General features: G+C 42.7%; 20 protein-coding genes and 1 tRNA gene. 13 read left to right on the top strand and 8 right to left on the bottom strand.

Features of this window, described 5'->3' with window-relative positions; all coding sequences use genetic code 11:
* Window positions 1–1,602, top strand: a complete 1,602-nt coding sequence (locus AB4Z08_RS17990) for a DUF5008 domain-containing protein (protein ID WP_441575148.1) — start codon at window positions 1–3, stop codon at window positions 1,600–1,602.
* Between the two features lie 156 nt (window positions 1,603–1,758).
* Here AB4Z08_RS17990 and AB4Z08_RS17985 read toward each other — a convergent pair whose 3' ends face one another.
* The gene (locus AB4Z08_RS17985) at window positions 1,759–4,122 is read right to left on the bottom strand and encodes a metallophosphoesterase (protein ID WP_441575147.1); all 2,364 of its coding nucleotides are present in this window, start codon (window positions 4,120–4,122) and stop codon (window positions 1,759–1,761) included.
* Window positions 4,123–4,206: 84 nt separating this feature from the next.
* On the opposite strand from AB4Z08_RS17985, the gene AB4Z08_RS17980 reads away from it, so the two are divergent.
* Window positions 4,207–6,063: a cytochrome-c peroxidase gene (locus tag AB4Z08_RS17980; RefSeq protein ID WP_441575146.1), complete on the top strand. Its 1,857-nt coding sequence runs from the start codon at window positions 4,207–4,209 to the stop codon at window positions 6,061–6,063.
* 74 nt (window positions 6,064–6,137) lie between these two features.
* The gene (locus AB4Z08_RS17975) at window positions 6,138–6,527 is read left to right on the top strand and encodes a DUF1801 domain-containing protein (RefSeq protein ID WP_441575145.1); all 390 of its coding nucleotides are present in this window, start codon (window positions 6,138–6,140) and stop codon (window positions 6,525–6,527) included.
* Window positions 6,528–6,576: 49 nt separating this feature from the next.
* Here AB4Z08_RS17975 and AB4Z08_RS17970 read toward each other — a convergent pair whose 3' ends face one another.
* Complete coding sequence (locus tag AB4Z08_RS17970) at window positions 6,577–6,906, bottom strand: hypothetical protein (RefSeq protein ID WP_441575144.1); 330 nt, start codon at window positions 6,904–6,906, stop codon at window positions 6,577–6,579.
* Window positions 6,907–7,024: 118 nt separating this feature from the next.
* Window positions 7,025–7,453 carry a hypothetical protein gene (locus AB4Z08_RS17965; protein ID WP_441575143.1) on the bottom strand — a complete coding sequence of 143 codons (429 nt, stop codon included), beginning with the start codon at window positions 7,451–7,453 and terminating at the stop codon, window positions 7,025–7,027.
* 153 nt (window positions 7,454–7,606) lie between these two features.
* On the opposite strand from AB4Z08_RS17965, the gene AB4Z08_RS17960 reads away from it, so the two are divergent.
* Entirely contained in the window at window positions 7,607–8,074 is a 468-nt protein-coding gene (locus AB4Z08_RS17960; RefSeq protein WP_441575142.1) for a hypothetical protein, read from the top strand.
* On the opposite strand, the gene AB4Z08_RS17955 is transcribed toward AB4Z08_RS17960, so the two are convergent.
* The 3 genes from AB4Z08_RS17955 to rraA form a co-directional block, all read right to left on the bottom strand.
* Window positions 8,071–8,577, bottom strand: a complete 507-nt coding sequence (locus tag AB4Z08_RS17955; RefSeq protein ID WP_441575141.1) for a hypothetical protein — start codon at window positions 8,575–8,577, stop codon at window positions 8,071–8,073. The two genes, AB4Z08_RS17960 and AB4Z08_RS17955, sit on opposite strands and share 4 nt — an antisense overlap.
* Before the next feature lie 137 nt (window positions 8,578–8,714).
* A complete protein-coding gene (locus tag AB4Z08_RS17950; protein WP_441575140.1) occupies window positions 8,715–10,298 on the bottom strand; it encodes a discoidin domain-containing protein in 1,584 nt (527 codons plus the stop codon).
* Between the two features lie 255 nt (window positions 10,299–10,553).
* Window positions 10,554–11,051, bottom strand: coding sequence for a ribonuclease E activity regulator RraA (gene rraA, locus AB4Z08_RS17945; protein ID WP_441575139.1), 498 nt, complete (start codon window positions 11,049–11,051; stop codon window positions 10,554–10,556).
* A 322-nt stretch (window positions 11,052–11,373) separates the two neighbouring features.
* Here rraA and AB4Z08_RS17940 point away from each other — a divergent pair, with 322 nt between their 5' ends.
* Entirely contained in the window at window positions 11,374–12,534 is a 1,161-nt protein-coding gene (locus AB4Z08_RS17940) for an acyltransferase family protein (RefSeq protein ID WP_441575138.1), read from the top strand.
* Between the two features lie 73 nt (window positions 12,535–12,607).
* Here AB4Z08_RS17940 and AB4Z08_RS17935 read toward each other — a convergent pair whose 3' ends face one another.
* Complete coding sequence (locus AB4Z08_RS17935; protein ID WP_441575137.1) at window positions 12,608–13,141, bottom strand: NAD(P)H-dependent oxidoreductase; 534 nt, start codon at window positions 13,139–13,141, stop codon at window positions 12,608–12,610.
* Window positions 13,142–13,300: 159 nt separating this feature from the next.
* Here AB4Z08_RS17935 and AB4Z08_RS17930 point away from each other — a divergent pair, with 159 nt between their 5' ends.
* The 3 genes from AB4Z08_RS17930 to AB4Z08_RS17920 all read left to right on the top strand — a co-directional run bounded on the left by AB4Z08_RS17930 (window position 13,301) and on the right by AB4Z08_RS17920 (window position 14,423).
* Window positions 13,301–13,666 (top strand): winged helix-turn-helix transcriptional regulator, encoded by a 366-nt coding sequence (locus AB4Z08_RS17930; protein ID WP_441575136.1) that lies wholly within the window; start codon window positions 13,301–13,303, stop codon window positions 13,664–13,666.
* A 22-nt stretch (window positions 13,667–13,688) separates the two neighbouring features.
* The gene (locus AB4Z08_RS17925; protein WP_441575135.1) at window positions 13,689–14,165 is read left to right on the top strand and encodes a DinB family protein; all 477 of its coding nucleotides are present in this window, start codon (window positions 13,689–13,691) and stop codon (window positions 14,163–14,165) included.
* A 185-nt stretch (window positions 14,166–14,350) separates the two neighbouring features.
* Window positions 14,351–14,423: transfer RNA gene (locus tag AB4Z08_RS17920), tRNA-Lys, on the top strand.
* A 272-nt stretch (window positions 14,424–14,695) separates the two neighbouring features.
* On the opposite strand, the gene AB4Z08_RS17915 is transcribed toward AB4Z08_RS17920, so the two are convergent.
* Window positions 14,696–14,905 (bottom strand): hypothetical protein, encoded by a 210-nt coding sequence (locus AB4Z08_RS17915; RefSeq protein ID WP_441575134.1) that lies wholly within the window; start codon window positions 14,903–14,905, stop codon window positions 14,696–14,698.
* Between the two features lie 220 nt (window positions 14,906–15,125).
* On the opposite strand from AB4Z08_RS17915, the gene AB4Z08_RS17910 reads away from it, so the two are divergent.
* The 5 genes from AB4Z08_RS17910 to AB4Z08_RS17890 all read left to right on the top strand — a co-directional run bounded on the left by AB4Z08_RS17910 (window position 15,126) and on the right by AB4Z08_RS17890 (window position 24,616).
* Window positions 15,126–15,398, top strand: a complete 273-nt coding sequence (locus AB4Z08_RS17910; RefSeq protein WP_441575133.1) for a hypothetical protein — start codon at window positions 15,126–15,128, stop codon at window positions 15,396–15,398.
* Complete coding sequence (locus tag AB4Z08_RS17905; protein WP_441575473.1) at window positions 15,395–15,508, top strand: DUF6443 domain-containing protein; 114 nt, start codon at window positions 15,395–15,397, stop codon at window positions 15,506–15,508. The genes AB4Z08_RS17910 and AB4Z08_RS17905 overlap by 4 nt, the downstream gene beginning before the upstream one ends.
* A 431-nt stretch (window positions 15,509–15,939) precedes the next feature.
* Window positions 15,940–19,653 (top strand): DUF5977 domain-containing protein, encoded by a 3,714-nt coding sequence (locus AB4Z08_RS17900; RefSeq protein WP_441575132.1) that lies wholly within the window; start codon window positions 15,940–15,942, stop codon window positions 19,651–19,653.
* A gap of 219 nt (window positions 19,654–19,872) precedes the next feature.
* Window positions 19,873–24,354 (top strand): DUF6443 domain-containing protein, encoded by a 4,482-nt coding sequence (locus AB4Z08_RS17895; protein WP_441575131.1) that lies wholly within the window; start codon window positions 19,873–19,875, stop codon window positions 24,352–24,354.
* Between the two features lie 10 nt (window positions 24,355–24,364).
* Complete coding sequence (locus AB4Z08_RS17890) at window positions 24,365–24,616, top strand: hypothetical protein (RefSeq protein ID WP_441575130.1); 252 nt, start codon at window positions 24,365–24,367, stop codon at window positions 24,614–24,616.
* Window positions 24,617–24,951 lie beyond the last annotated feature (335 nt).

The raw sequence follows: 24,951 nt of genomic DNA, 5'->3' as shown, positions 1-24,951 counted from the left end.
ATGAATAACAATATTTTGGTAGTGCTGCTTGTCTTTTTTTTAGTGGGAGCAGGCGCCTGTAAGAAAGATACGTACGTGGGCAAAGATCCGTATGGAGATGCCAAAGAACAGTTGAAGGTAAAGTTGAACACCACCATGGCATCACCGGCAACAGGTGGTTATGGAGATGTGATCCGTTTTACCGGCAGTGGTTTTTTGAAGTACAAGGATAGTATTGTAATGAAATTCAATGGGCAACCAGCTATTATAAAAGCCATTTCAGATACTACCTTGCAGGTGCAGGTACCGGAGCTGGCGAGCAGTGGTATGGTTACCATGAATGTGGGCGACCAGGTGTTCCCCGGACCGTTGTTTACTGTTAATGGACTGATGCAGGTGGATAATACCTTTGCCTCTTTTGTAGGCGCCAATGATGGGGTATATCGGATTCTGGGCTTACCCGATGGCACTTATATTGTAGCAGGTGCTTTTTCTGATTATAATAATGGTGGTCCGCGTGCCGGCAACAGTGGTATTGTAGCTATTTTAGCCGATGGCACCCAGGATAAATCCTTTAAAACGGAAGGTAGCATCAAAGGCATCGTTAATGATGTACAGCTCATGAAGAACGGGCAGCTGCTGCTATGCGGCTATTTTAACGTCAACGGGTATACGGCAGGTGTAGTAAGCAACCTGGCATTGCTTACCTCAAAAGGTGCTTTGGTATCACGCACGGTTAATCATATCAATAAAGACGGCGAAGCGGTGATAGATACGGTGCCGACTTTTAAAGCAGCGTTTGATGGTGCAGTATCTCAGTTACGCGTGCAGTCCAATGGTGATGTGATTGTGATTGGCGGGTTTAAATATTACCTGAGCAAACAGTATTATCCGGCAGGAAAGGATACCGTGATTACGGATTCTGTGCGGGTTTCAGGAGTGGTAAGACTGCATGCAGACGGATCTTTTGACTCTACTTACAACTACGATCTGGCAGCGCACCGGGGAAAGGAGCTGATGAATGGTTATATCAGCAATACTTACCTGCAGTCGGATGATAAACTGATAGTATGTGGTAGTTTTACAAAGAGCGATGCCACGGCGGTGAACAATTTATTCCGCATGAATACAGACGGGACACTGGATCCTTCTTTTCAAATTGGTAGTGGGCCTGATGGGGTGATCAATTATATATCACCTATGCGCAATGGCAAGTTCCTGATTACCGGCAGGTTTATAAAATACAACAGCCAGCCCCGTAACAAAGTTGCCGTTATTAATGCAGATGGTTCACTGGATGCTGGTTTTGACACAGGGACGGGAACCGGCCCAGACGGATACCTCTACAGATCAATGGAACTGGGCAATGGTCAGATTCTGGTGACCGGTGATTTCCAGTTGTACAACGGTATTAAAAGGTACGGTTGTGCGATACTGGAGCCCACAGGGAAACTCAGTACGAAGTATAATAACATAGGCGGGTTTGGCTTTACACAGCCGTTTTTCACGATACCGGTAATAGATGGTGTTAACGCAGAGGATGGTCATTCCACTATACTGACAGGAAATTTCAATAAGCTGGATCTTAAACAAAATAATCGTCTCGTGAAAATCACCTATTGAGTAGCAGATGTAATAAGGTCGCGTGAATCGTATGATTTGCGCGGCTTTTCTATTTTGTGGAGAGAAAAGCGCTTTGCAGCGGGGTTGTTAACTACTGAAAATAAAGAGGGCGCACTTAGCAGGTGCGCCCTCTTTATTTTGGTTCCAGGTTATCAATTACTGTACGATCAGCTTATGCGTATTGGTTTCGCCATTACTGCCTGCGATCACAATAAAATACATACCTGCCGGTAATGATAATTCTTCTTTGATGCGTCCTGCTGGTGATTGCAGCCATTTCTGCAATACTGGCCGGCCACTTACATCGTTGATCTGTAAATGGAACCGGTTATTCTTTTTGCTGCTTATTTCCACATAGCACTTTCCTCCTGAAACAGGGTTGGGATATACGGTTGACTTAAACTGCGATACCGGTGTAGTATTAGTTTTCAGGGAGATACTATCTGCCTGTAGTGCACTTGCTGCGATTACATTAAACGTATCCTGTATACACCGTGAACCAGCAGTGGCATTATCCGATACCGTGTACACGGTGTTGCCGGCAACGGCGGTAAGGGTGATCGCGCGGGTGGTATCACCGGTGCTCCATTTGTAGTTGCCTTTCCAGGAGGCAGTCAATGTTACATTTTGGCCAGCTGTTGTATTTACGGTCGTTTGTTTGTTCACATCTTTGAGGATGGTGAACTTGTCTTTGATCGTATTGTCTGCCGCAATAAATTTAGCATCCAGGCGATTTCCTTCAATCTCCACCAACAGGGATCCTCCGGTAGTTGCATTGGCGTAATAAGAAGAGGCATGTGGGAATGAAGAAGAAGTGCCGCCTACCTGGCCTGCAGAACCAGCCACTACATATACGGTGCCATGCAGTGTTTTGGCCGAAGGCGTAAGATATGGGCAGGCGTTGGCACTACCATCATATTTAGCGCTGCTGTTACTCACTGCATTGGTGGTAAAGGAGAAAGTATTTTCCAGTCCATAATGTCCCTTGATCAGGTAAGATCTTTCATAATCATGGCTATGCCCATTCAAAATAAGATCTACCCCATTCCTTTCCAGGATACGGATTACTTTCTGGCGAATGGCAACGAGGTCGCTTTCTGTATCTGAATTATGGCTACCCATTGTATAGGGTGGGTGATGCCAGTAAGCGATTGTCCATTTACGCGCATTGGCGGCCAGGTCATTTTTGAGCCAGGTGATCTGTGTACTTGTGGTATCATAAAAACGTTTATTGCTTTCTTCCCCATAGGCATCCAGGCAGATAAAGTGGATATCTCCATAGTCAAATGAATAATATTCTTCTTTGCCGGAAGCTACACCACCACATTCACCATTTGCAGGCAGGGTGAAGTTGGCCAGATAGGGGATGTTATGATCATCCTGCCTGGAAGAGTTGTTGGCATAATCATGGTTCCCGGGCGTAGGGAACAGGTATATATTTTTCAGCAGGTTATCTTTATAGATATTGAAGAAATTAGTTTGATATTCTCCGTCGGTGCCTTCATCATAGGCGTTATCTCCCAGCAGCAGCCATACGTCTGTGGGGTTGCTGCCCATATAATTCAGATAGGCGTTCCTTACATTGATCTGATTGGATGAATTGTTTCCGCAATCTCCATAGGCAGCAATGCGGACCTTGCGGGTAGTGGAAGGAGTGGGAGCCGTATTAAAATAGTTCAGCGCCGTAGCTTCTATTACGCCGGTGGTAGTACCCACGCTATAGTAATATTTTGTGTCGGCCAACAGACCGGTGATTCTCAGTTCATGCTCTGTCAGTGAAGTCGTATGTTGTACACTGTCTGTATACACCCCGAAGGTGGTTCCGTATTTTACTTTACCAGTGGCCGCAATGCTGGTGCGCCAGCGCACACTTACCGCTGTTTGATTACCCATCTGCAGATAGGGGCCACGGGTAATTGACGGTAATGTACTGTTGGTAGTACCTTTCAGCTGCAGGTCGAAGGAAATGTCGCTGCTGCTGGCACTGGTCTGATGGATTTCTACAGCAATGGTATTGCTGCCTTCTACAAAGGCTGATGTAGCGATAGCAGCTGTTTGCACCGTACCTCCATCATCGCTGGCGTCTGTAGCGAGCGTGGTATAGGAGATAGTGCCGGAGGGCAGATTGCTTCTTTTCACTTCCGTGCCGTTCACATAAATAACGATACCGTCATCGCGCCGGTATTCCAGCGTAAATCCCGTATAGTTGTTCACGTTAGTGATACTGAATGTTTTACGGAAATAGGTGGTGATGTATTTGCTGGAGCTGCTGCTGCCGTAGCTGACAACCGTGGCTTCATCGCCATCACCATATCCCAGCTCTCCCGGGCCTGATGCCCAGGTGGCATCATTAAATGTGGTGGCTCTCCAGGCAGTGCCCTGGTTGGTACCTTTGTCAAGATATTTCCAGGTGCTGCCAAATGGCAACAGCGTGGTTTGTGCATGAGCAATAACTGCAGTACAGACAATAAAAAGCAGGGTTGCTACCAGCTTACAGAAGGTTAAACGATGGGTAATCATGTAGGGGCAGATTTTGGTTATAACATGAAATATAAATTAAAATTGCTTATCTTTTTAGACTATTTTATTTAGACAACAAACCCTATGAAAGCCAATATTATAGCAATATTTTTGCTTTTTCCGATGCTCTCTTTCGCTGCACCGGGGAAAAGAGTGGGGGGCAGCGCACAAAGCACCGCGCTGGAAATAGCATTCAGGAAAGATCTTGGCGTTATCATCAGGCAGTTAACCCAACTGGAAAAATCATTGTTGCAACATGCAGCTCCTGCGCAGGTAAAACAACATTTCTGCAGTAGCAGGATCGCGTATAAGAAAGTGGAGTACCTGGTAGAATATTATTATCCGCATCTTTCTAAGATCATTAATGGCCCGGCACTTCCGTATGCCGATGGTGAAAATTCCCTGTCGGTTATTGCTCCGCAAGGGTTTCAGTTGCTGGAAGAAAAAATATTTACGGATGGGCAACCGGTTCAGTGGCGGGAAGCATTATCTCTTACGAGAAAACTGCGGTTGCAGTTTATTCGTTTGCAGCAGCAAACGGACCCTTATGGATTTATGGATGCCTATATTTTTGAGGCCATCCGGTTTGAAATATACCGGATCATTGCATTGGGTATTAGTGGTTACGACTCCCCTGTGGCGTTGAAGTCTATGCCGGAAGCGGCGGCAGCACTGCAGGGCCTCCAACAGGTACTTGCGCTGTACCAGCCGGTATTGACAGATAAAAATTTATATCAACAAACGATGAGCCGCCTGATGGCAGGAAGAATATACCTGTCGCAACATCCGGGCTTTTCCGCTTTTGACCGTCTGCATTTTATCACTACCTATGCAAACCCTATCAGTACCACTATTCTCCAGTGGCAACACGCTTTGTTGCTGGAGTTACCGGCAGAAAGAAAGATCCTGCTACCCGGTGCCCCTCATCTGTTTGCAACCACCTACTTCCAACCAAATGGTTATTCACCCAACAATGAATCAGATCCTACTGCGGAGAAAAAGATATTGGGAGAACGACTATTTTATGATCCACGACTTTCCGGGAACCTGCAACGATCCTGCGCCTCCTGTCATCAGGCGGATAAGGCATTTACAGATGGACTCGCCAAAAGTCCTTCATTGGATGGCAACAGTACCGTAAGCCGTAATACGCCTACATTGATGAATGTAGCTTTTCAATCAAAATTGTTTTATGACTCCCGCGCCAATTTTCTTGAAAGCCAGGTATTCGAAGTAGTGCATAGTAAAGTGGAAATGGGAGGTTCTCTTACTAAAGCGGCAGATATTTTCCGGAAAGATAGCAGCTATAGAAAGCTTTTTGCGATGGGTTTCCAGGGTGATGACGACATTTCTGCGGAAATGATCACCAACGCCATCGCGTCTTATCTACGTTCACTCAACAGTCTGCAATCACGGTTTGACCAATATATGAACGGCGACCCTGCTTCGCTGAGTGCCACCGAAAAAAAAGGGTTTAACATCTTTATGGGAAAAGGGAAGTGTGGTACCTGTCACTTTGCCCCTCTGTTTAATGGGGTGGCGCCTCCTTATTTCGCAGAGCCTGAATCCGAAGTATTAGGTGTGCCGGCAGATAACCGCACCCCTGCCCGGCTGGACAATGATCCCGGTAAATACCTGTTATACCCGATCTCTATTTTCAGGTATGCTTTCAAAACGCCTACGGTCAGGAATAGTGAGTTGACTGCTCCGTATATGCATAACGGTGTGTTCAGTAACCTCGAACAGGTCATCGACTTTTACGATAAAGGAGGCGGTGCGGGACTGGGTATAGGCCCGGCGCACCAGACATTGCCGCCCGGGAAATTACAGCTGACAGCCGTTGAAAAGAAGGCGCTGATAGCGTTTATCAGGTCATTAACAGATACCGTCAGCTATCAGCAGATAGGGAGTAGATTATCGGGGAACAAGGTATCGATGTAGCGGGCATTTTGCAGAATAATTTATTTGTGATATTTTCAATCTGATCCTATCTTTTTAATTTAAAAACAGGCAATATGAACGAAGAAGTAAAGGCATATAACGATGGTATGTCTGCTGCGGATAAGGCCATTTGCCAAAAGCTGGCGAAGGAAATTGATCAACACCTGGCGGGAGCGGAAAACAAGATCTGGCACCGGCATCCGGTGTGGTTTCTGAATGGTAATCCTATTGTTGGCTATAGTAAATTGAAAGACTCCGTGCGCCTGTTGTTTTGGAGTGGGCAGTCTTTTGAGGAAGATGGTTTGCAGCCGGAAGGTACCTTCAAGGCAGCGGAGGCCCGCTATACGGATGTGAAGCAGGTAGACACAGATTTGTTGAAACGCTGGCTGGGGAAATCAGCAAAGATTCAATGGGATTATAAAAACATCGTTAAACGCAAAGGTGTACTGGAGCGACTGTTGTAGTTGCCGCCGGCCGGGTTGGCAGGATATAATTCCTTCGAATGTGCGCCCCTTATACTTTAGCGGGGTGTAATAGTTTCCTGCTCTCCTTACTCACAAATGTGATTGGCACAAACTTGTCGGTAGGTGCGCCGATATAATATACCATCCACTCCGGATCGTGATGTGAGAGCATTTCACTGATACAATCTGCCCGGTGTCCCATAGGATTGGAGCAATCGTCCCAATAAAACAACTCCACGCGGTAGTGCAGCTGTTGCTTCTGGTTGTTGATGGTTACTTCCACTTCTATTTCCTGCTTACCCGGGAGCGGAGGGATGGGAATGACAATGTGGCTCATGGTTTTGACATTATACAGGCACTTCCGCAAGAAGGTTGCCATATCAGAGCGATATGCAGCTTATATCACTTATGTATGGCTTTTTTCTCTAACTGTTCATGTGCGGGCGGTAGGCGTCCGGAAACGGACAGTTGGAGGGGTTGGAAGCGTGTTTTAAACTTTATACCCTCTTCATTTCCCATGTGCCGGTAGCAAGTTCTACATAGTAACCGTCTCCATAAATATCTTCCCTTCCGGTAAACTCCCAATTGCCTGAAAAGCTTTCACTTTCCGGGTCATAGTAGCCATCGTAATTCAATTGGGGCTTCTCCATGGGTGAATAAGGAGTTACTTTATTGTCTTTATCAATCGAATAGAAAGTTTTATATTCTTTTGTAAAGCTAATAAAGTCATCTTCTATAAACCCCTTAATGAGTGCCGGATTGTTTGTACTGATACCACTATTCAAATCGAGACATTTTCCTTCAAATTCATTGTCTCCTGTATCCAGCAGCGACAACCTGAATTCCACTTTTTCTCCGGATAATTTTTCTCCGTATTCCGGGCCATAGATATAGCATCCCTGCCATTCGCCCGTCATTGAAGCCATGTAATATGTTTTAGAATTTACACCGTGATATCTACGGGTAAATATAAGGAAGCTTTTGAATCCTATTGGAGAGCAATCAGGGAATGTTTATCTAGCCAGATATTTATGCCACAAAAAAAATAGTTACTTTGCCCGCGATTCAATCGACAATTTATGACGAGCCAGGAAATGATCGCTTTTAAAACCAGTTTAAAACAGGCAGGCCACCTATTAATAACGGAACGTATTGCCATGGCCCAATCGGCTATTGATAACGCACAGGAGGCAGCTAACAGTGAAGATAAAAGTTCGGCTGGTGATAAATACGAAACGGGAAGAGCAATGGGGCATCTGGAAAAAAATATGCACGCACGGCAGCAGGCAGAAAATTTAAAAGAGCTGGCCAGGTTACAGGAAGTAAATACAGACATCATTTATACAGCTGCTCAAACAGGTGCCTTTGTACGATGTAAAGAACAATCTTTTTTTATTGCAGCGGGTTTGGGCAAACAACTGATAGATGACAGACCCATTTTTTTTCTATCTCCCTATACACCATTGGCACAGGTGCTGTTGCATAAAAAAGCAGGAGATAGTTTCCTCTTCAATAAAATGGAAGTAATTATTCTTGAGGTTTATTAAAGGGAGGTCTTTTTTCTTTCTGCCAGCAGATCATCTATGATAAATTCAATGTCTGAAAAGCGGTGAGCAAGCTCTGAAATGATACTGTCCAGGTTTTCTTCATCAATGACCACCCAACCCTCCATCAGTGTTAAAGGGCCAAAGTCCACACTTACATTTGGCCATTTTTGCTCAAAGTTTTTGAATCTTAACCGGAAGGCATCTGCAAATTCACGGCTTTTAATTGAGTAGCCCGCCAGCTGTCTTAATTTTAAAGCATGTATGTTATAGTATAGTTTACCCTGGCGAATGGTGTCCTCGTTTAGCCAAACAGAGAAGAAGATGGACTCCTCGAATGGCTTTGCTGTGGGAGAAGTATTGCGCCAGGATTGTTTCTGGATTTTCAATACGACTGAGTTTAGCCATATACCCACTTTATAGTCCAATTTTTTTTGGATGAAAAGCTGCTTGTCGAAGCGGGCAAGACTTTTCTCAAATTTATCTGTGTAGTAGTTGGTATCCATTTACATTTTTATTAAACATATGACAAAACCGCATAAAAATATAATCCAGGCAGGATTGCCCGGATTATATTTTTATTTTATCTTGAATGAAAGTGTAAGCGTTTCCCGATTCGATATCGGGAACATCCTATTCGTTATTAATCTTTGTACGTTCCCACTTCACACATAGCGGCGAATTGTTCCCCATCATAAGAACTTTTCATATTTAGTTTGAAGTAGCGGAAATTCTTTGTGGAGGAAAGCATTATATTTTGTGGATTCGTGCTTTGTGCCAGGGTGAAATCGCCCTGGGAGGTCCAGGTAGTATTGTTGTTACTAGTTAAGATTTCCACCACCTTCACCATTCGGCTGTCCCGCTGTTTGAACGTAAACCGGTTCACATCCAACTTCTGCCCCATGTCGATGGTGATATAATGCGGATAGCTGGTGGCGCTGGTTGACCACCGGGAGTGCCAGAAAGTGCTGCCGGAGCCATCGATGATATTGATGGCGGCGCCATTTTCGCTGGCCGTTTCCTGGGAGCTAAATGCAGCTACCGTCCATCCGGTTTTATCGTATACCGCCTTATCGCCGAAGGTGATAACAGGAACGTCATTCACGAAACTATAGGCAGCGACATAACTGCTGATGCTACCGTTTTCGTGACATAGCCTGATGGTAAATTCATAATTGGTATTTCCCTTGTCTCTGAAATCGCTGACCGGCATAACAATACGGAAGCTGTCGGTGCCAATTGGCTTAGAGGCGAATGTTACCGAGTTATAGCCACCATTATCGGTACCGGTATTGCGGTTGTAATAAGCGATATCCTTTACTGCCTTAGTGGCTGAAAATTTACCGGAAACGATGATGCTTGCGGAGGCGCTATTATACTGCGCATATACTTGTTTTACCTGGCATCCGGGATCAGTGTACCAGTCAGCTCTGGTAACAGTACTGAATACCTGGCCATTTGCCAGAATTGCCGCATCTGCCGGAGAAAAATAGGTAGGTGCTTTCCCGAATGTATAATTGCCGGAACCCATTAATGTGGTGCCATATAAGATATTTTGGGATTGGGCGCCTCCGTTATGTGGGAGGTTAATGCCGTGTCCCATTTCATGTGCCATACCACCAATCCATTTGGTAGAAAATTTATCATCGGGTTTACCAAGATTGATCGTATCCAGACCGGTATAATCCAATGCAAAGCACCAGCGACCGATTCCATAGAATGGTCCGCCACTGGGATCTCCATTGGAGCCGTAGGAGTAAGTGGGGATGACAACTATGATATGATCGCTTTTTTTCTCGGTGGGATGTGCCGCGAAGTAAGCATTTACTTCGGTCATGACAGCGCCTGAGCCGCCGTCATATGGATAGCTGTTTTTACCCAGCTGTCCGCGTATCAGGGATATTTTCAATTGGCCGCTGGAATCTGTTTGCAGTCCCATTGTTTTGCCGGTGTATCCCCATTGGTTCATCCATTTGGAAGTGAAATTCTGCATATACAGGAATACGCCGTTTAACCTTGCCCGATAGCCAGGCACGGTATCGAGATCTGATGGAACAAAATATACTACGTTCAGCATATAGGTGCCATTTGCAATGCCATTGACGGTTGCCAATGATTTTTTCGTATCAATTTTCTGAAGATTAGCAGATTCAGGCTGCTTTTTACAGCTGATGATTGCTAACGTAAGTGCTGTAACAGCCACCACGAGATGGGAGATTTTGGTCATTGTTTACTGTTTAGAATGAAGAATTACGGTTTTTTCAGATAGTATGTTAATTTAAGTGCTACTGGCTTTTGTGTTTCGGAGAGAGGAAGTGACAGATTATGGGGAGCTGGTATTCCACCCGGGTCGATAAACATATAGTGCCAGCTCCTGCAGTCAATTCATTGTTCTATCTAAAAATAAGGAATAATTTAATTTCCTGGTAAGAATTTTTTGTTCCCTATATATTGGACTTAATTAAGAAACAGCTATTACAAATCAGGGCCTACGGGCATTCAACAAATCATTTTCAGCAACAATGATTCCGTCTTCATCACAATAAATAAAATGATTCGGAATGAAGTCAATATTGGCAAAATTGATGGTGATGCCCGTATCTCCTTCATTTTTCTTTCCGCTTTTTAAGGGGACTACATCCAGCGCTTTTAGCCCGATAGGTAATTTGGAAATGGCCACGCTATCTCTGATGCAGCCATAAATAACGACGCCGTTCCAGTTATTTTTAATGGCCAGTTCAGCGATATTATCGCCCATTAAAGCACAGTTTTTTGAGCCTCCACCATCTACTACCAGCACTTTGTTGGTGCCGTTTGTTTCTAAGGTTTGTCTGACGAGGGGATTATTTTCAAAGCATTTTAAGGTCACAATTTGTCCATGAAAGGATTTTATTCCACCAAAATCTTTGAATCCGATGGGCAAGGCTACTTTGACTTGTTCGCTGAATTCATCACAAAGGTCTGTTGTTGGCATCTGCATATGGTTTGTTTATTAGATGGGTTAGCGATTGTATTCGCGGCCGGGTTTTTCGGATATCGGCCGAAGGGTACATTTTCGTACCAGGTTATCATCAAAAGTACTAAGGTTCAATATAATTACAAAAGTTGGTAGTTAAATTATTAAAATGTTGATAATCAGTTGTTTTTATGTTTTGCTATCCAGGAATAGCCTGATATTGCTTCCCCCCGATTAATTTTTAAAAAAATTTAATTTCATTTTTGTTAGTTTGTAAACCGCATGCGGCCAAAATCATTTGAGTTTATAAAAATAATCGTTTGATCTCTTCAATAATGAATCATTCATGAGTACAATAACAGCATTTCCGGCACAGGCTGGAGAAGTATCAGCCATAACCGGCGAAGGTGAAAAGAAGGGCCGGCTTTACTCATTAGATGCCCTCAGGGGATTTGATATGTTCTGGATTATGGGTGGAGGCTCGATTTTCCACGAGATAGCCAAAGCAACAGGTTCGCCATTCTGGGGTGCGATAGCAGAACAGCTGGAACATCCTGATTGGAATGGGTTTCACTTTTATGATCTCATTTTCCCTCTTTTCCTTTTTATGGCCGGGGTTTCAACGCCTTATTCCGTAGGGCGTGAGCTGGAGAAGGGAAAAAGCCGCACCCAGCTCTTATTACGTGTCATAAAAAGGGGATTGATCCTGGTATTGCTGGGGGTTATTTATAATAACGGGCTGCAGCTGCATCCTGTTTCGGAGATACGCTTCTGTAGCGTATTGGGGCGGATTGGTCTGGCTTATATGTTTGCCAATATCATTTATCTGTATACGAAGGAGCGGGCGCAGATGATCTGGTTTGTGGGAATCATTGTGGCTTACTGGTTGTTGTTAAAGTTTACGGCGGCACCCGGATTTGCGCCCGGTGATCTTACTATGCAGGGAAATTTTGCCTCTTACCTGGATCGTTTAATTGTTCCGGGCAAATTGTACCTGGGCATCCATGACCCGGAAGGATTTGCTTCTACGTTTCCCGCTATCAGCACGGCTATGTTGGGTATTATTACCGGTAATTTATTACGGAACAGTCCTATGTTACCAGTAAAGAAGGTAGGTGTGATGGCTGTTACCGGTGTGATTTTTTTGGTGCTGGCGCAGATATGGAATCTGGATTTTCCCATCAATAAAAATTTATGGAGTAGTTCATTTGTTTTGCAGGTAGGAGGTATCAGCCTATTGTTGCTCGCGCTGTTTTACTATGTGATTGACATTGCAGGGTATAAAAAATGGGCGTTCTTTTTCCGGGTGATCGGAATGAACTCTATCCTCATTTATATTTCTGCTCACTTTATTGACTGGAGTTATACCAATAACGCATTCTTTAAATGGCTCGGTCAGCTGGTAGGTGAGCCGTTTGGCGCCGTAGCGCTGGCGATCACCCTCGTGTTTGTAAAATGGTTGTTTTTATATTTTATGTATAAGAAGAAGGTATTTCTGAAAGTTTAACTAAGCTTCCCGTTAAGCGTGATACCATTCGAAAGGAAGGTATCACGCTTTTTATTTTAAGGGAAACATGGTGTCATAAACCTTTTATGAAAGAGATATAATCGCTCGCGCTCTGTTCTATTTGTGTGGTGGTAGGACGATGCTCTACTCCATAAAAGGCGAAGAACGATTTGTAATCAGCTCTTATGTATTCAAACGTTATCTCAAACGGTGCTGTTAGTTGTTGCAGTGTGTATTTATATCTCCCGGAGGCGGTATAATCTTCTTTATTAATACCCGCTGTAATGCCCAGCGCCATTTTCTTTCCTGCCAGTTGATACCCGCTACCAGACCCGTATGCCCATCCCTCCGTTAATACTTCATCCAGCCATTTTTTGAAAAACGGAGGACAGTTGAACCAATAAAAAGGAAACTGGAATATAATTTTATCGTGAGCGGCTAATAGTTGTTGTTCTTTCTTTACATCAATTTTTTCATCCGGGTACACGCTATGCAGATCGTGTATGAGATATTCATCCGGATGTTTTTTTAATTCTTCCACCCACCGTTTATTAATAGTGGAGGTTTCCAGGCTCGAATGAGTGATAATCACCAATGTCTTCTTCATCTCTTTTTATGAATTATTATTTGTTATTTTAGCAAATATGGTGTTAGTACGATCATTGACCAATAGGAGGGTAATTAATCAGTTGGTGATTAATTTATCACCATGTATGTAAGCGGTCAGTTGATTAATTTTGTAAGTCAAAAAAGCATATTTAAGCAGATGTATCAAAGAAAAATTCCCATTGACTATGAATGTGGTCTCAGCATTGCGATGGAAGTAGTAGGTTCTAAATGGAAGTTTTGTTTACTGGATGAAATTTCGAAAGGAATACAACGTCCCAGAGACCTGGTGCATTCTATTAATGGTATTACCAAGCGTGTTATGCAGAAGGATCTGAGAGAACTGGAGCTGCATGGTGTATTAGGAAAAACAATCTATGCAGAAGTCCCTTTAAGGGTAGAGTATTATCTTACGGAATCGGGGAAGACACTGTTACCGCTCATTGCCGCCGTTGACAAGTGGGGATTGGGATTTGCTCCCCGGTTGAAATCTATCCTGGAAGGAACGGAGACCGCCGTACTTTAAATCATTCTCCCAATTATTTATTATGACCACCACAAAACAACTATCCAAACATTTCAGGGACGTTCATTTTGGAGGTAACTGGACAAGTGTAAATCTGAAGGATACTTTAGCCGATATAAACTGGAAACAAGCTACCACAAAGGTGTATGACCTTAACACCATTGCTGTTTTAGTTTTTCATATCAACTACTATGTGAGTGCTATTTTGAAAGTGTTACAAGGGCAACCCCTGAACGCCCACGATAAATTTAGTTTCGACCTGCCTCCCATTACAACGGAAGAAGGATGGCAGCAGCTGGTCAGTAAAGCATTGACAGCAGCAGAAGAACTGGCATTACAAATTGAAAATTTAGCCGAAGCAAAGCTCGACCAGGACTTCGACAACCCTAAGTACGGAAATTATTACAGGAATTTACTTGGCGTGATTGAGCATACACACTATCATCTCGGACAAATATCTCTGATAAAGAAAATTGTAAAGGAAACAAAGACCGCGTAGCAGATCATGCCATCGCTACCGTTTAGCCTTGTCTGGCCGCCCTCACAATGTAATAATTTAAAACGGGGAAGCACCTGGATGGCCTGGTGCTGAAGTTCTCATTTTATTTGTTGTTGGAATTTTTTTTGGAAGAAGTGTTGAAGTTTTAAAAAAATGTTTACTTTCGCGCTCCCTTTAGGGGGAATGATTCCCTAGCTCAGTTGGTAGAGCAATACACTTTTAATGTATGGGTCTTGGGTTCGAGTCCCAAGGGGATCACTGGAGAGTTTCAAAGCCTGCACCGGTCGCGGGCTTTGTTATTTTGGTCTATTTGTTAGTCTATCAAAGTGCGAATTCGCTGTTTCGGCTTAGTTAGTTTTATTTGGGTTGACTTATCAACATGTAAATTACATTTTTTGATATGAATTCTAAGAGATTTTCATTATTAGATACTCCAAAATCATCCATAACTCTTTTCGCTGTAATAACCTCTGAAATGTGATTGATTTGAGAAAGCTGAGCAGGAAGTGCAGCAATAATTATCCGGGAGGTTAGGTCATTTTCATTTGTTGGTAACAGGTATTTATGCCGGATATATTTCTTTGCATATAATTCAGTCGGCGCACATTCCTGTTGTTCTGTTTCTTCTTGGCCAATCTTTTACTGCCTGTTGGCAGATGATCTGGTTCCAGTACCATTTCTTCCCGCTGAAGGTGTTCCAGTACCCGGGATAGCTGACCGGTTTGGCAATGTCGGTTCACCCACGACAGATTTGACAATCTTGAACAAAAAATAAATATTTTCTCAATTTTATGTATTTTAGTGCGTATTCTTTGACTGTCATCTTTGGGTATTGGTGTCCCATTAGCCCACCTGTGAATAATCGAGTAAAATGCTATTCCCTGTAGATTTGTTAACTAGAATATTTTTATTGCTTTTCTTCTATCAGAAAGGTTTTAACCTATACCAAAAACGATGTTTATGTATCCTTTTTCCCCTGGTACCGGCGTGAAGTTAATTAGCATAGTAGTGATATTGTTTTGTATAACCCACGTCAGTGCACAGAATACCCCAACAAGCAATCCCAGACCACCTGCTGCGCCCCCAGCACTCCCTGCTTCCTATTATAACAATACTGGCAACTATATACGCACCTGGGAGCCATCTATACCTACAAGTGATCCTGCTGTGGTAAGCGACCCTGCCCGTACTGTGAATGAGGTAAGGCTGTCAACACAATATTTTGACGGATAAGTAGACCTATTCAGGTTGTAGACAAAGGGGTAAGCAGCTCAGGTAAGGATCTGGTAACAACAAGTATCTATGACAATTTTGGTAGAGCAACCTACAAATACTTACCATAAGTACCGCAGACAGGCAGTATGAGTGATGGCAAATTTAAAACTGCCCCGTTCATTATTCAAAAGGCATTTTATCAAGCTCAGGTAGTACATCCAATCAAATTCCAGGTGTTACAGATTTGGTAGTAGCCACTGATGATAGAAGTACTTATGTAGCAACTAATTCAGTAACACTGGAAACCGGCTTTGATAGTGGTAGTGGAAATAATTACTATGAATTCTTATTTAAAAACAGATTGGTATTTTATTACGATTAGTAACAGTGCAGCAAATTTGATGGCTATTCCTGATGGGGATTCAGGGAGCCTTCATTTCCATTTTACTAAAATGTGTGCTCCAAGTTTTTAAACAAACGCTAACTAACCGGTATCAATTAAGAACAACATTATCGCCCGACTAAAACGGTAAGTATTCTAATAGTTAAAAGATGATCTATGAAGTTTAAACTAATTTTTTTGTTTTTATTTTTTAATGCTGCATACTGTTGGGGACAACTGGCTCCCAATCCTAAAATATCGACTCCCAATGTGGCCAGTATGGAGCGCTTTGGTGATATTCCTGTAAGTTTATACACCGGAGTACCCTCAATTTCTATACCTGTTTACGAATACAAAAAAGGAAATATAGACATACCAATCACATTGGCATACCACCCTGGCAATGTACGTGTTGGGCAATTTGCGGGATGGGTGGGCACTGGATGGAATTTAAGCGCTGAGGCCTGCATCACAAGAAAGATAAAGCAAAGTCCGGATGAGTGGACTTGGAACAACTTCATATCTTATTATCCTGTGCAGGCTGGAGTTGTGTCTGGTAGTGAGAAAGTTGCTACTACAGATTTAACCAATCCAACTAAATTAAATGATTTTTTTACATCAGTGAATAATCAATTTCCGGATGTTTGTGCCGATGAATTTAGCTTTAATGTCTGTGGTTATAGCGGTAAATTTTATTACGATGGAAGTAGTAGTAGTTGGAAAGTGATTTCGGACCAGCAACCTATTAAAATAGATTTATTGCCAACACCTTTTCTATCCAAAAGCATTTTAGATAATGTGTTAAGACAACATAACATAACGTTGATGAGTTTATCTTCCAGAATGCCTGAATTAATTTTTGCAGGATTTGTAATTACGCTTCCAAATGGTACAAAATGTTATTTTGGAGGCACAGATGCAATAGATTTTTCTTCGGACTTTTTGCTTTTCGGAGATGATTTTACGATGATGGCAACAGCATGGCATCTTAATAAGATAGTGGATATATATGGTAATGAAGTTAATTTTAATTATAAAAGAGCCCACCCGACCTATCAATTAGGTCTATTCGCCAGTGAGTCGTCAAATATAGGAACAAGGCCAACCGGCGGAGGTAGTTTAGTTCTTTGTGGGGGCACCGGCGGTACTATGAATGTCAGCGTGAGTGGTTATGTAAATGGGAATTTTGAATATCCGGTTTATCTAACCTCTATTAGTAATTCAAATGACAGTGTTATATTTAATTCGTCTGCGTCGGGTTGTCAAAAATTGACGGAACAAGTTTATAGCACTTTAAGAGCACAAACCGCTACTTTTGTAACCAGCTATATTATATTGGGAGATAATTATAGGCAAACAGACCCCAATATACAATGGGAACAATTAGATAGCATTACGGTAAAAACAAACAATTCCATTAGTGGTAAATTCAAATTTGGGTTCAGCAATTCACCCAGTCAACGACTGACCTTAAACAGTTTCCAAGTGGTTGATAAAAATAATGGGAATTCTAAAAAATATCTTTTTGAATATAACAATATTCAAAAACTTCCTCTGCCAATAGGCGACTCCACTGATCATTGGGGATTCTGTAATAACAAAACGGTAGTAGGTAAGCCTGTGTTAGGCATTTATCCTTATAGGGAATCTAATCCGGATGTAGTAACTACCGGATTGCTAACAAAAATCACGTATCCTACCGGGGGCTATTCTACTTTTAAGTGGGAGGCGCACAACTATAACAAGGTTGTCTCAAAAACTAAAGATACCGTATATGCCGCCAGTGGATGGGCTGGCGGCTGTCGTATAAACGAAATAAATGGATATACGTCCGATAATAATATGGTGCTCCATAAAAGATATTTGTATAAAAAAAATTATGCTGCCGGTTCCAATGAAGCTACCCTTTTATCTAGCGGCACATTAAATGGGATGCCGGTTTATTATATGTCAATAAACGACAGACCGTCTTATCATCAGCCTTTTAGCTATTCACTAAATGAGGGCGCGATAAATTCATTGGGATGCTACAGTGATGCAGGAGATATGTCATATATTGGTTATGATGAAGTAGTAGAAATAAATCAGGATGGATCTTATACAAAGAACTTTTTTACTTGTTATGATCAGGATTTATTTGGGAATACACATTTTGACAGTGCTCCTATTGGAGTTGCTACGTGGAGAAGAGGGGATGATGCCTATTTTCCAATGAATAGTATTGCACGCGAACGTGGCAAGCCGGTCGGAATATTTGACTATTCTGCAACTAATATTTTATTACAAAAACAACTGATACAATACAGGAATGATGCAGGAAGATTTAACAGCTACCAACCATACATTGATTATAGAGGGTCTATTCAATGTACTAGTTATGATGCGGTTAATTTTGTAACTGCAAATAAAGAGTATACGTATTCTTATTACCCGATAAAAAAACAGATTATTAGCTATGATCAAAATGGGAATAATCCCTTAACTCAAACAGAGCTATACAGCTACAATAGCTACAATCAAATAACAAACAAAACGAGCATAAATTCTAAACAAGATTCTATCCGAACGGTTTTCAAATATCCGCAGGACTATAGCGATGCTGTTTCGCAAAAAATGGTCACTAATAATATCATTTCTCCTTTAATAGAGGAAACAGTTTCTGCGGCAAAAGAACTATCAAAAGCAAAAACAAATTATGGTTCCTGGTACAACAACACAATCATTGCGCCGGCTACCAGTGAGACGTCTGTTGCTGGAAATGTATTGGAAAAACAAGCCTCGTTTGATCAATATGATGCTCATGGAAATCTGCTGCAATTTACAGACAGATCCGGGATAGTGACGAGCTTCCTATGGGGCTATAACTATTCCTATCCTGTTGCTAAAATAACGGGCATTGACTATGCAACAATTGCTTTAACGGTAAACCCGGGAACCATTCAATCATTAACCGACGATTCATTGAGAAGCGCTTTGGCGCCGCTGAGGAGTCTCTCCAATGGCTTTGTAACTACTTATACCTACATGCCTTTAGTTGGTATAACCAGCGAAACGAATATCAACGGACGAACAATCTACTACGAGTATGACGGATTGAATCGCTTACAGCTTATTCGGGATCACGATAATAACATAGTTAAGACTTTTTGTTACAATTTCGCAGGCCAGCCTGAAGATTGTAGTATTAAAGTTTACACAAGTGTCAAGTCACAAGTGTTCACAAAAAATAATTGTACTGGTGGCACTGTAGGAACTGATGTGACATATACCGTTACAATCACATCCACCATAAGCCAGGCAGATGCAGACTCGAAAGCACAGGCAGATATGAATACCAAAGGGCAAAATTATGCAAATGCGAACGGCATTTGTGTGTTTAAAAGCACCCAATCACAAACATTTTCAAGAAATAATTGCGGCAGTTGTTCTACAGGTAACTCGGTTCTTTATACAGCTACTGCCACATCTACTGTAAGTCAGGCAGATGCGGATTCTAAAGCGCAGGCAGACATTAATCTCAACGGGCAAAATTATGCTAACCAAAACGGTACCTGTACTTTAAACAATAATCCTACATCTCTAAATCCTGGCAGCCAGACTTCTTTAAGTTCGTTTTCTGCATCGACAAGTAATAATGTATTAACGATGTCGCTCATTTTTTATCCAACAATAGATATTACACCTGGAGCCCCATTCCAGGTGGGAACGCTTTCCAATAGTTGTTATAATTCATATTCGGGATCTGCCGTTGTGACTCCTGGAGGTATTACCATGCAATTGATTTGTGACAGGGGGAAAATTTTAGTGCAATCTACCAGCCAAACAATCAAAGCGTATACAACAATCAATATCTCACCTGCAGTACTCCTGCCGGGTAGCGGCGGCCATTAGGTATTGGCCAAAAGGAAAATAAATGGCCGACAACCAGCTGGAAACAGCCTTGGTAGGTGGGTGGAAAAAATAACCTGTTTCATCTGCAACCAGAAATTTTTGACAAATAGTATGTATATAAAGATGACCAAAGATAACGATAAGAAAATTTTCAGGCAGTGTAGGTACCAATTTCAACATCAAATAATACAGTAGCAAAATAACCCGGAAATTAAATCTATGAAGAGAAGCATCCTACTTATAAATAGCTATATACTGGTACTCATACTGCTACAAAGTAGCCGTCTGATTGCCCAAACGCCTGCTGCAACATCCCGCCCATTGGCAACTTCGGTTAATGTGCCTGGAGCATACACTGATACTACCATCAACTATGTACGCACCTGGGAGCCTGCGGTGGCTACTACGGATGCAGCATATATAGTAGCTGCACAACGTACGGTAGACCAGGTACGGCAAACCACTCAGTACTTCGACGGTTTGGGCAGGCCACTGCAAACGGTGTCTAAAGCGCTTAGCCCGGGAGGTAAGGATCTGGTGGCGCCGGTGATATATGATGCATTCGGCAGGGAACAGCAAAAGTACCTACCTTATGCGGCTCCCGGAACAGCCGACGGAAAGTTTAAAACCGACCCGTTTAATGCACAGAACAGTTTTTACTTATCACAAACATCGGGTGAAAAGGTGTTTTACAGCAATATTGATTTCGAAGCCTCTCCTTTAAACCGGGTGCTGAAAACATATGCTCCTGGGGCCAGTTGGGCAAAGAATAATCCTGCCGGCGTAGAACGAGGTGGAAATAAGTATGTAGAGAATCAATACCTGGTAAATGCCGTTAGCGACTCTGTAAGAATATGGGACTTTGCAAATGGCCAGGTGATACCTACCAGTGCTGCCGGCCGCACATATATTGTGGGGCAGTTATATAAGAATGTAGCTATCGATGAAGCCGGCAACCAGGTAGTAGAATATAAAGACAAGGAAAACCGAGTGGTGCTCAAAAAAGTACAGTTATCTGCCTCGCCGGGTACCGGGCATATGGGATGGCTTTGTACTTACTATGCCTATGATGACTTAGGCAATCTTCGTTTTGTGATTCCTCCCAAAGCCGTGGAGGCAGCCATTTCCGGCGGTTGGGTGATCAGCACCGCTGTTGCAGGAGAGCTTTGCTTTATATACCGCTATGACGGCCGTAACCGGATGATGGTAAAGAAAGTGCCTGGCGCTGACTCCACCGAAATGGTGTACGACGTGCGCGACAGGTTAGCATTTAGCCGCGATGGTAATATGAAAGGGAAAAACTGGCTGGCAACTTTTTACGATGGACTAAACAGGCCGGTAATGACAGCGTTATATAAGAATTCCACCGCTACAAGGGAATCATTACAAATAACTGTTAATGGCGCCACCGGTAACAGTAGTCAGAATATTATTTACAATTTTCCTGCGCCGGCTGATCTTATCGTCGATAACTATGATGGGCGGGCCAAATACGAAGCGACTAATAGCATAGATTGGGTGGAGGGTTTTGATACAGGATCCGGAGCGGAGACAGAAGCAATAATCAGTCCGGGCGCCACCAGCGGTAGCAGCACTATTGCAGTGACCAATACGCTGGCTAATATTCCTTCCGATTCACTGACACCGCTCACGTATACTTTTTATGATAATTATTCCTTTACTGGTTCGCAAGGCTATGCCAGCGGGGATATTGCAAAGCCACAGGCAGATGGTAGCCCCAATGCAGAGCCGCTCCCGGCTACCAGCAGTACAATGGTGAAAGGACAAGTGACAGGAACTAAAGTAAGGGTACTGGGTACCAATCAGTGGTTAACTACCACCAACTATTATAACGATAAGGGTAGGTTGATTCAGACATTGACAGATAATGTAAATGGGGGACTGGATGTTGCCACCAGCCTGTTTGATTTTAACGGGAAGGTACTCAGTACATACCTTCGGCATAAAAATCTTCGCAGCAGCCTTTCTCCGCAAACTACGATGCTGACAATGTTTCATTATGATGCAGCAGGTAGGTTGACTAGTATTAAAAAAAGGCTCAATGACGCGAATGCGTCGCTCGATAAAACAATTGTAGCCAATACATACGATGAATTGGGGCAACTGAAGACAAAACGTATAGGCATAACGGCGAGTTCGCAATTGGAGACACTCACATATGATTATAATATCAGAGGGTGGCTTAACGGAATCAACAAGAGCTATGCAAGCACACCTGGAAGTTCAACCAACTGGTTTGGACAGACCCTGGCCTATGATTCGGGATTTACAGCTTTGCAGTATAACGGTAATATTGCAGGAAGTACCTGGAAAAGCCGTAGCGACGGTATTGCACGGGCTTATGGCTATAATTATGATAAAGTTAATCGTTTAGTTTCGGCGCCATTCACCCAGCAGAATAATGGTAGTACGAACTGGACCCAGGATCAGAAGGATTTTTCTGTTAGCAACCTGAATTATGATGCTAACGGCAATATCCAGACAATGAATCAAATGGGAATGACGGGAGCTACAAAAATGCAGATAGATCAGCTCAGTTATACCTACCGGGCTGCCAGCAACAAGTTAGCAGCAGTAGCCGATCCTGCCAATACCACCAGCGCCCAACTGGGCGATTTTATTAATGGTGCCAATAGTGGGGATGATTACGATTATGACCTCAATGGAAACCTTATAAAAGATCTGAATAAGAACATTGCAGCCATTACCTACAATCACCTGAACCTGCCGGATAGCATTGTGATTACTGGAAAAGGAGTGATAAAGTACCTGTATGATGCAGCGGGCAGTAAGCTAAGAAAGATTGTGCGGGATAATACCGGCAGTGTGGCAAAGATTACCACCACTGACTACCTCGGAGGGTTTGTATATCAGAATGATACACTACAGTTTTTAGGCCATGAAGAAGGTAGAATACGTGCAGTATTTAAAACAGGACAGGCGCCTCAATATCCTTTCGATTACTTTGTAAAGGATCATCTGGGTAATGTAAGGTTGGTATTAACTGAACAAACTGATTTTACTATGTATGCCGCTACAATGGAAGCACCAGTGGCAGCTAAGGAAACAGCATTATTCAGTAATATTGATAACACCCGTGTAGATAAACCGGTTGGATATCCAGCAGATGAAAGTGCTGGCAGCAATGCGTCGGTGGCAAAACTAACCGCAACAGGTACAGGCAAAAAGATAGGCCCTTCAATAGTATTACGTGTAATGGCAGGAGATACTGTTCAAATCGGTGCCAAGGCCTTTTACAAATCGGGTGGACCTAAGGAGGGTAAATCATCAGCTTCGACTGCCGAAAACATGTTGGCCGACTTGGTACGGGCATTTAATGGTAGCAACGGGGATGCTGGAGTACACGGAAGTGCCGGTGTTGATCAGCAAACGCCTTTTAATAGCAATTTTTACAATAATGACTACCAGCGACTGAAAGATAAAGAGCCCGATCAGCTCAACGCAGACAGACCCAAGGCATATCTTAATTTTGTTTTATTCGATGATCAGTTTAACTTAGTTGATGAGAACAGCGGTGTAAAGCAGGTAAAGGCGGAGCCGGATCAGCTGCAAACACTGGGACAGGACAAAATGGTAATTAAGAAGACAGGTTTCCTGTATGCTTATACCAGCAATGAGAGTACACAGGACGTGTTCTTTGATAATGTAATATTGGGTCTTAATGCAGGACCGTTACTGGAGGAGACGCATTATTATCCGTTTGGGTTGACGATGGCGGGGATAAGTGCGAATGCGTTGAAGGGGGCGAATTATGCGGAGAACAGGAAGAAGTATAACGGGATAGAGTATACGAATGAACTGGATCTTGATATATATGATGCACAGTTGAGGAATCTTGATCCCCAGATAGGCAGGTGGAACCAGATAGATCCGAAGATTGAAAACATGGAAGCTTGGTCTCCGTATGCTTCTAACTATGATAACCCAATCAGGTATAATGACTTTTTAGGAGATGAAGGAGAAGACCCGAATAAGAAAGGATTTTTTAATGGTGTCAAGGCCGGATTTACAGGGTTCTTTAGAAATGCAGGAAATGCAATAGCAAATCCAGGGCAAACAGTAAAGGCTATGTTTTCTCCGAAAGCGCTTTTAAATAACGCGCTTAATGTTGCCACTATGGGTGGTTATGGTATGGCGAAAGGTGTTGTTGATAATACACGCGTAGTGATTAACGAAGGGGCATATGGTGCAGGAAAAATTGTTGGGGAAAAGGCAGCGGAGGTAACTGTTGCAGTTGTTGCTGAAGGAGGAGCTAAAGCAGTTAGTGCATTGAAAGGTGCAGGTAAAGCGGGAGCTGCTGCTGAAGAAATGTCAACTATTTATAGAGGGGTGAATGAATCGCATCCTGGCTATGGACAAGCTGTAGAAGGGAATGCCTATCCCCGAGGAGGAAATGCGACTCCATTAGAACATAATACGGTTACTACGGAAAGCGCCTATACATCTTGGTCGACAAATCCAGAGGTTGCAACTAATTTTGCTTTAAGGCCCAATGGAGGAGGGATTGTTTTGGAAACTACGGTTCCTAAATCATCACTAATAACGAGCCCTAATTTGAAATCAGTTAATTTAAAGCAGGCGCCCGGAACAATAGTTAGTGAATCGGAAGTATTAATAAAGGGGCCAGTAAGAGGCGCAAATGTCAGATACGTACAATAAATTAATTACGATGGAAAATTTTCCTCCCTTACAGGGTGATCAAGTAGCATTGCTTAGGGCTAAAGTTGAAACAGGAAATGTGTTGGATGAAAACTATGAACTTGCCATAAATGATTCTCAAAAGGTTTATACAATATTCGAAGATGTAATAACAGCGTTACTTATTGCGCAGGAAATCATAAAAGTGGATAAAAGTATAGAGTGTGTTATATATGATAAAGAAAAGACTGTATTACATTATATAACAGTAGAAAACCTTTAATTGGCTATAGCCATAAATGAAAAACGCTTTGCCAATATTGGCAGAATGTAAAAGCCGCAAGCGTGTAGTACTTGCGGCTTTTGTTATTTACCATGAATGTAAAAGATCTGCGGGCATTTATTTTATATTACTTTGCACCAGTTCAGCAAATATCTTCGTACTTTCATAACGATAAAAAGTTCTTTCAAACCTGATCAAATTGAGCTATTCCGGGAGGTAACAAAAAAGGTTACACTAACTTTTAAAACCCTGAAAAGCCGCGATATATAAGGCATTGATGTAGTCCCAAGGGGATGTAGTCCCAAGGGGATCACCATCAGGAGTAAAAAGAAATA

This window comes from Chitinophaga sp. RAB17, assembly GCF_052114225.1.
Classification (GTDB): domain Bacteria; phylum Bacteroidota; class Bacteroidia; order Chitinophagales; family Chitinophagaceae; genus Chitinophaga.
This window is presented reverse-complemented; position numbering and strand designations above follow the sequence as displayed.

Excerpts from the sequence above, each read along its gene's own strand:
- AB4Z08_RS17990 (WP_441575148.1), top strand. The coding sequence starts at position 1 with ATGAATAACAATATTTTGGTAGTGCTGCTTGTCTTTTTTTTAGTGGGA.
- AB4Z08_RS17985 (WP_441575147.1), bottom strand. The coding sequence starts at position 4,122 with ATGATTACCCATCGTTTAACCTTCTGTAAGCTGGTAGCAACCCTGCTT.
- AB4Z08_RS17980 (WP_441575146.1), top strand. The coding sequence starts at position 4,207 with ATGAAAGCCAATATTATAGCAATATTTTTGCTTTTTCCGATGCTCTCT.
- AB4Z08_RS17975 (WP_441575145.1), top strand. The coding sequence starts at position 6,138 with ATGAACGAAGAAGTAAAGGCATATAACGATGGTATGTCTGCTGCGGAT.
- AB4Z08_RS17970 (WP_441575144.1), bottom strand. The coding sequence starts at position 6,906 with ATGGCAACCTTCTTGCGGAAGTGCCTGTATAATGTCAAAACCATGAGC.
- AB4Z08_RS17965 (WP_441575143.1), bottom strand. The coding sequence starts at position 7,453 with ATGGCTTCAATGACGGGCGAATGGCAGGGATGCTATATCTATGGCCCG.
- AB4Z08_RS17960 (WP_441575142.1), top strand. The coding sequence starts at position 7,607 with ATGACGAGCCAGGAAATGATCGCTTTTAAAACCAGTTTAAAACAGGCA.
- AB4Z08_RS17955 (WP_441575141.1), bottom strand. The coding sequence starts at position 8,577 with ATGGATACCAACTACTACACAGATAAATTTGAGAAAAGTCTTGCCCGC.
- AB4Z08_RS17950 (WP_441575140.1), bottom strand. The coding sequence starts at position 10,298 with ATGACCAAAATCTCCCATCTCGTGGTGGCTGTTACAGCACTTACGTTA.
- rraA (WP_441575139.1), bottom strand. The coding sequence starts at position 11,051 with ATGCAGATGCCAACAACAGACCTTTGTGATGAATTCAGCGAACAAGTC.
- AB4Z08_RS17940 (WP_441575138.1), top strand. The coding sequence starts at position 11,374 with ATGAGTACAATAACAGCATTTCCGGCACAGGCTGGAGAAGTATCAGCC.
- AB4Z08_RS17935 (WP_441575137.1), bottom strand. The coding sequence starts at position 13,141 with ATGAAGAAGACATTGGTGATTATCACTCATTCGAGCCTGGAAACCTCC.
- AB4Z08_RS17930 (WP_441575136.1), top strand. The coding sequence starts at position 13,301 with ATGTATCAAAGAAAAATTCCCATTGACTATGAATGTGGTCTCAGCATT.
- AB4Z08_RS17925 (WP_441575135.1), top strand. The coding sequence starts at position 13,689 with ATGACCACCACAAAACAACTATCCAAACATTTCAGGGACGTTCATTTT.
- AB4Z08_RS17910 (WP_441575133.1), top strand. The coding sequence starts at position 15,126 with ATGTATCCTTTTTCCCCTGGTACCGGCGTGAAGTTAATTAGCATAGTA.
- AB4Z08_RS17900 (WP_441575132.1), top strand. The coding sequence starts at position 15,940 with ATGAAGTTTAAACTAATTTTTTTGTTTTTATTTTTTAATGCTGCATAC.
- AB4Z08_RS17895 (WP_441575131.1), top strand. The coding sequence starts at position 19,873 with ATGAAGAGAAGCATCCTACTTATAAATAGCTATATACTGGTACTCATA.
- AB4Z08_RS17890 (WP_441575130.1), top strand. The coding sequence starts at position 24,365 with ATGGAAAATTTTCCTCCCTTACAGGGTGATCAAGTAGCATTGCTTAGG.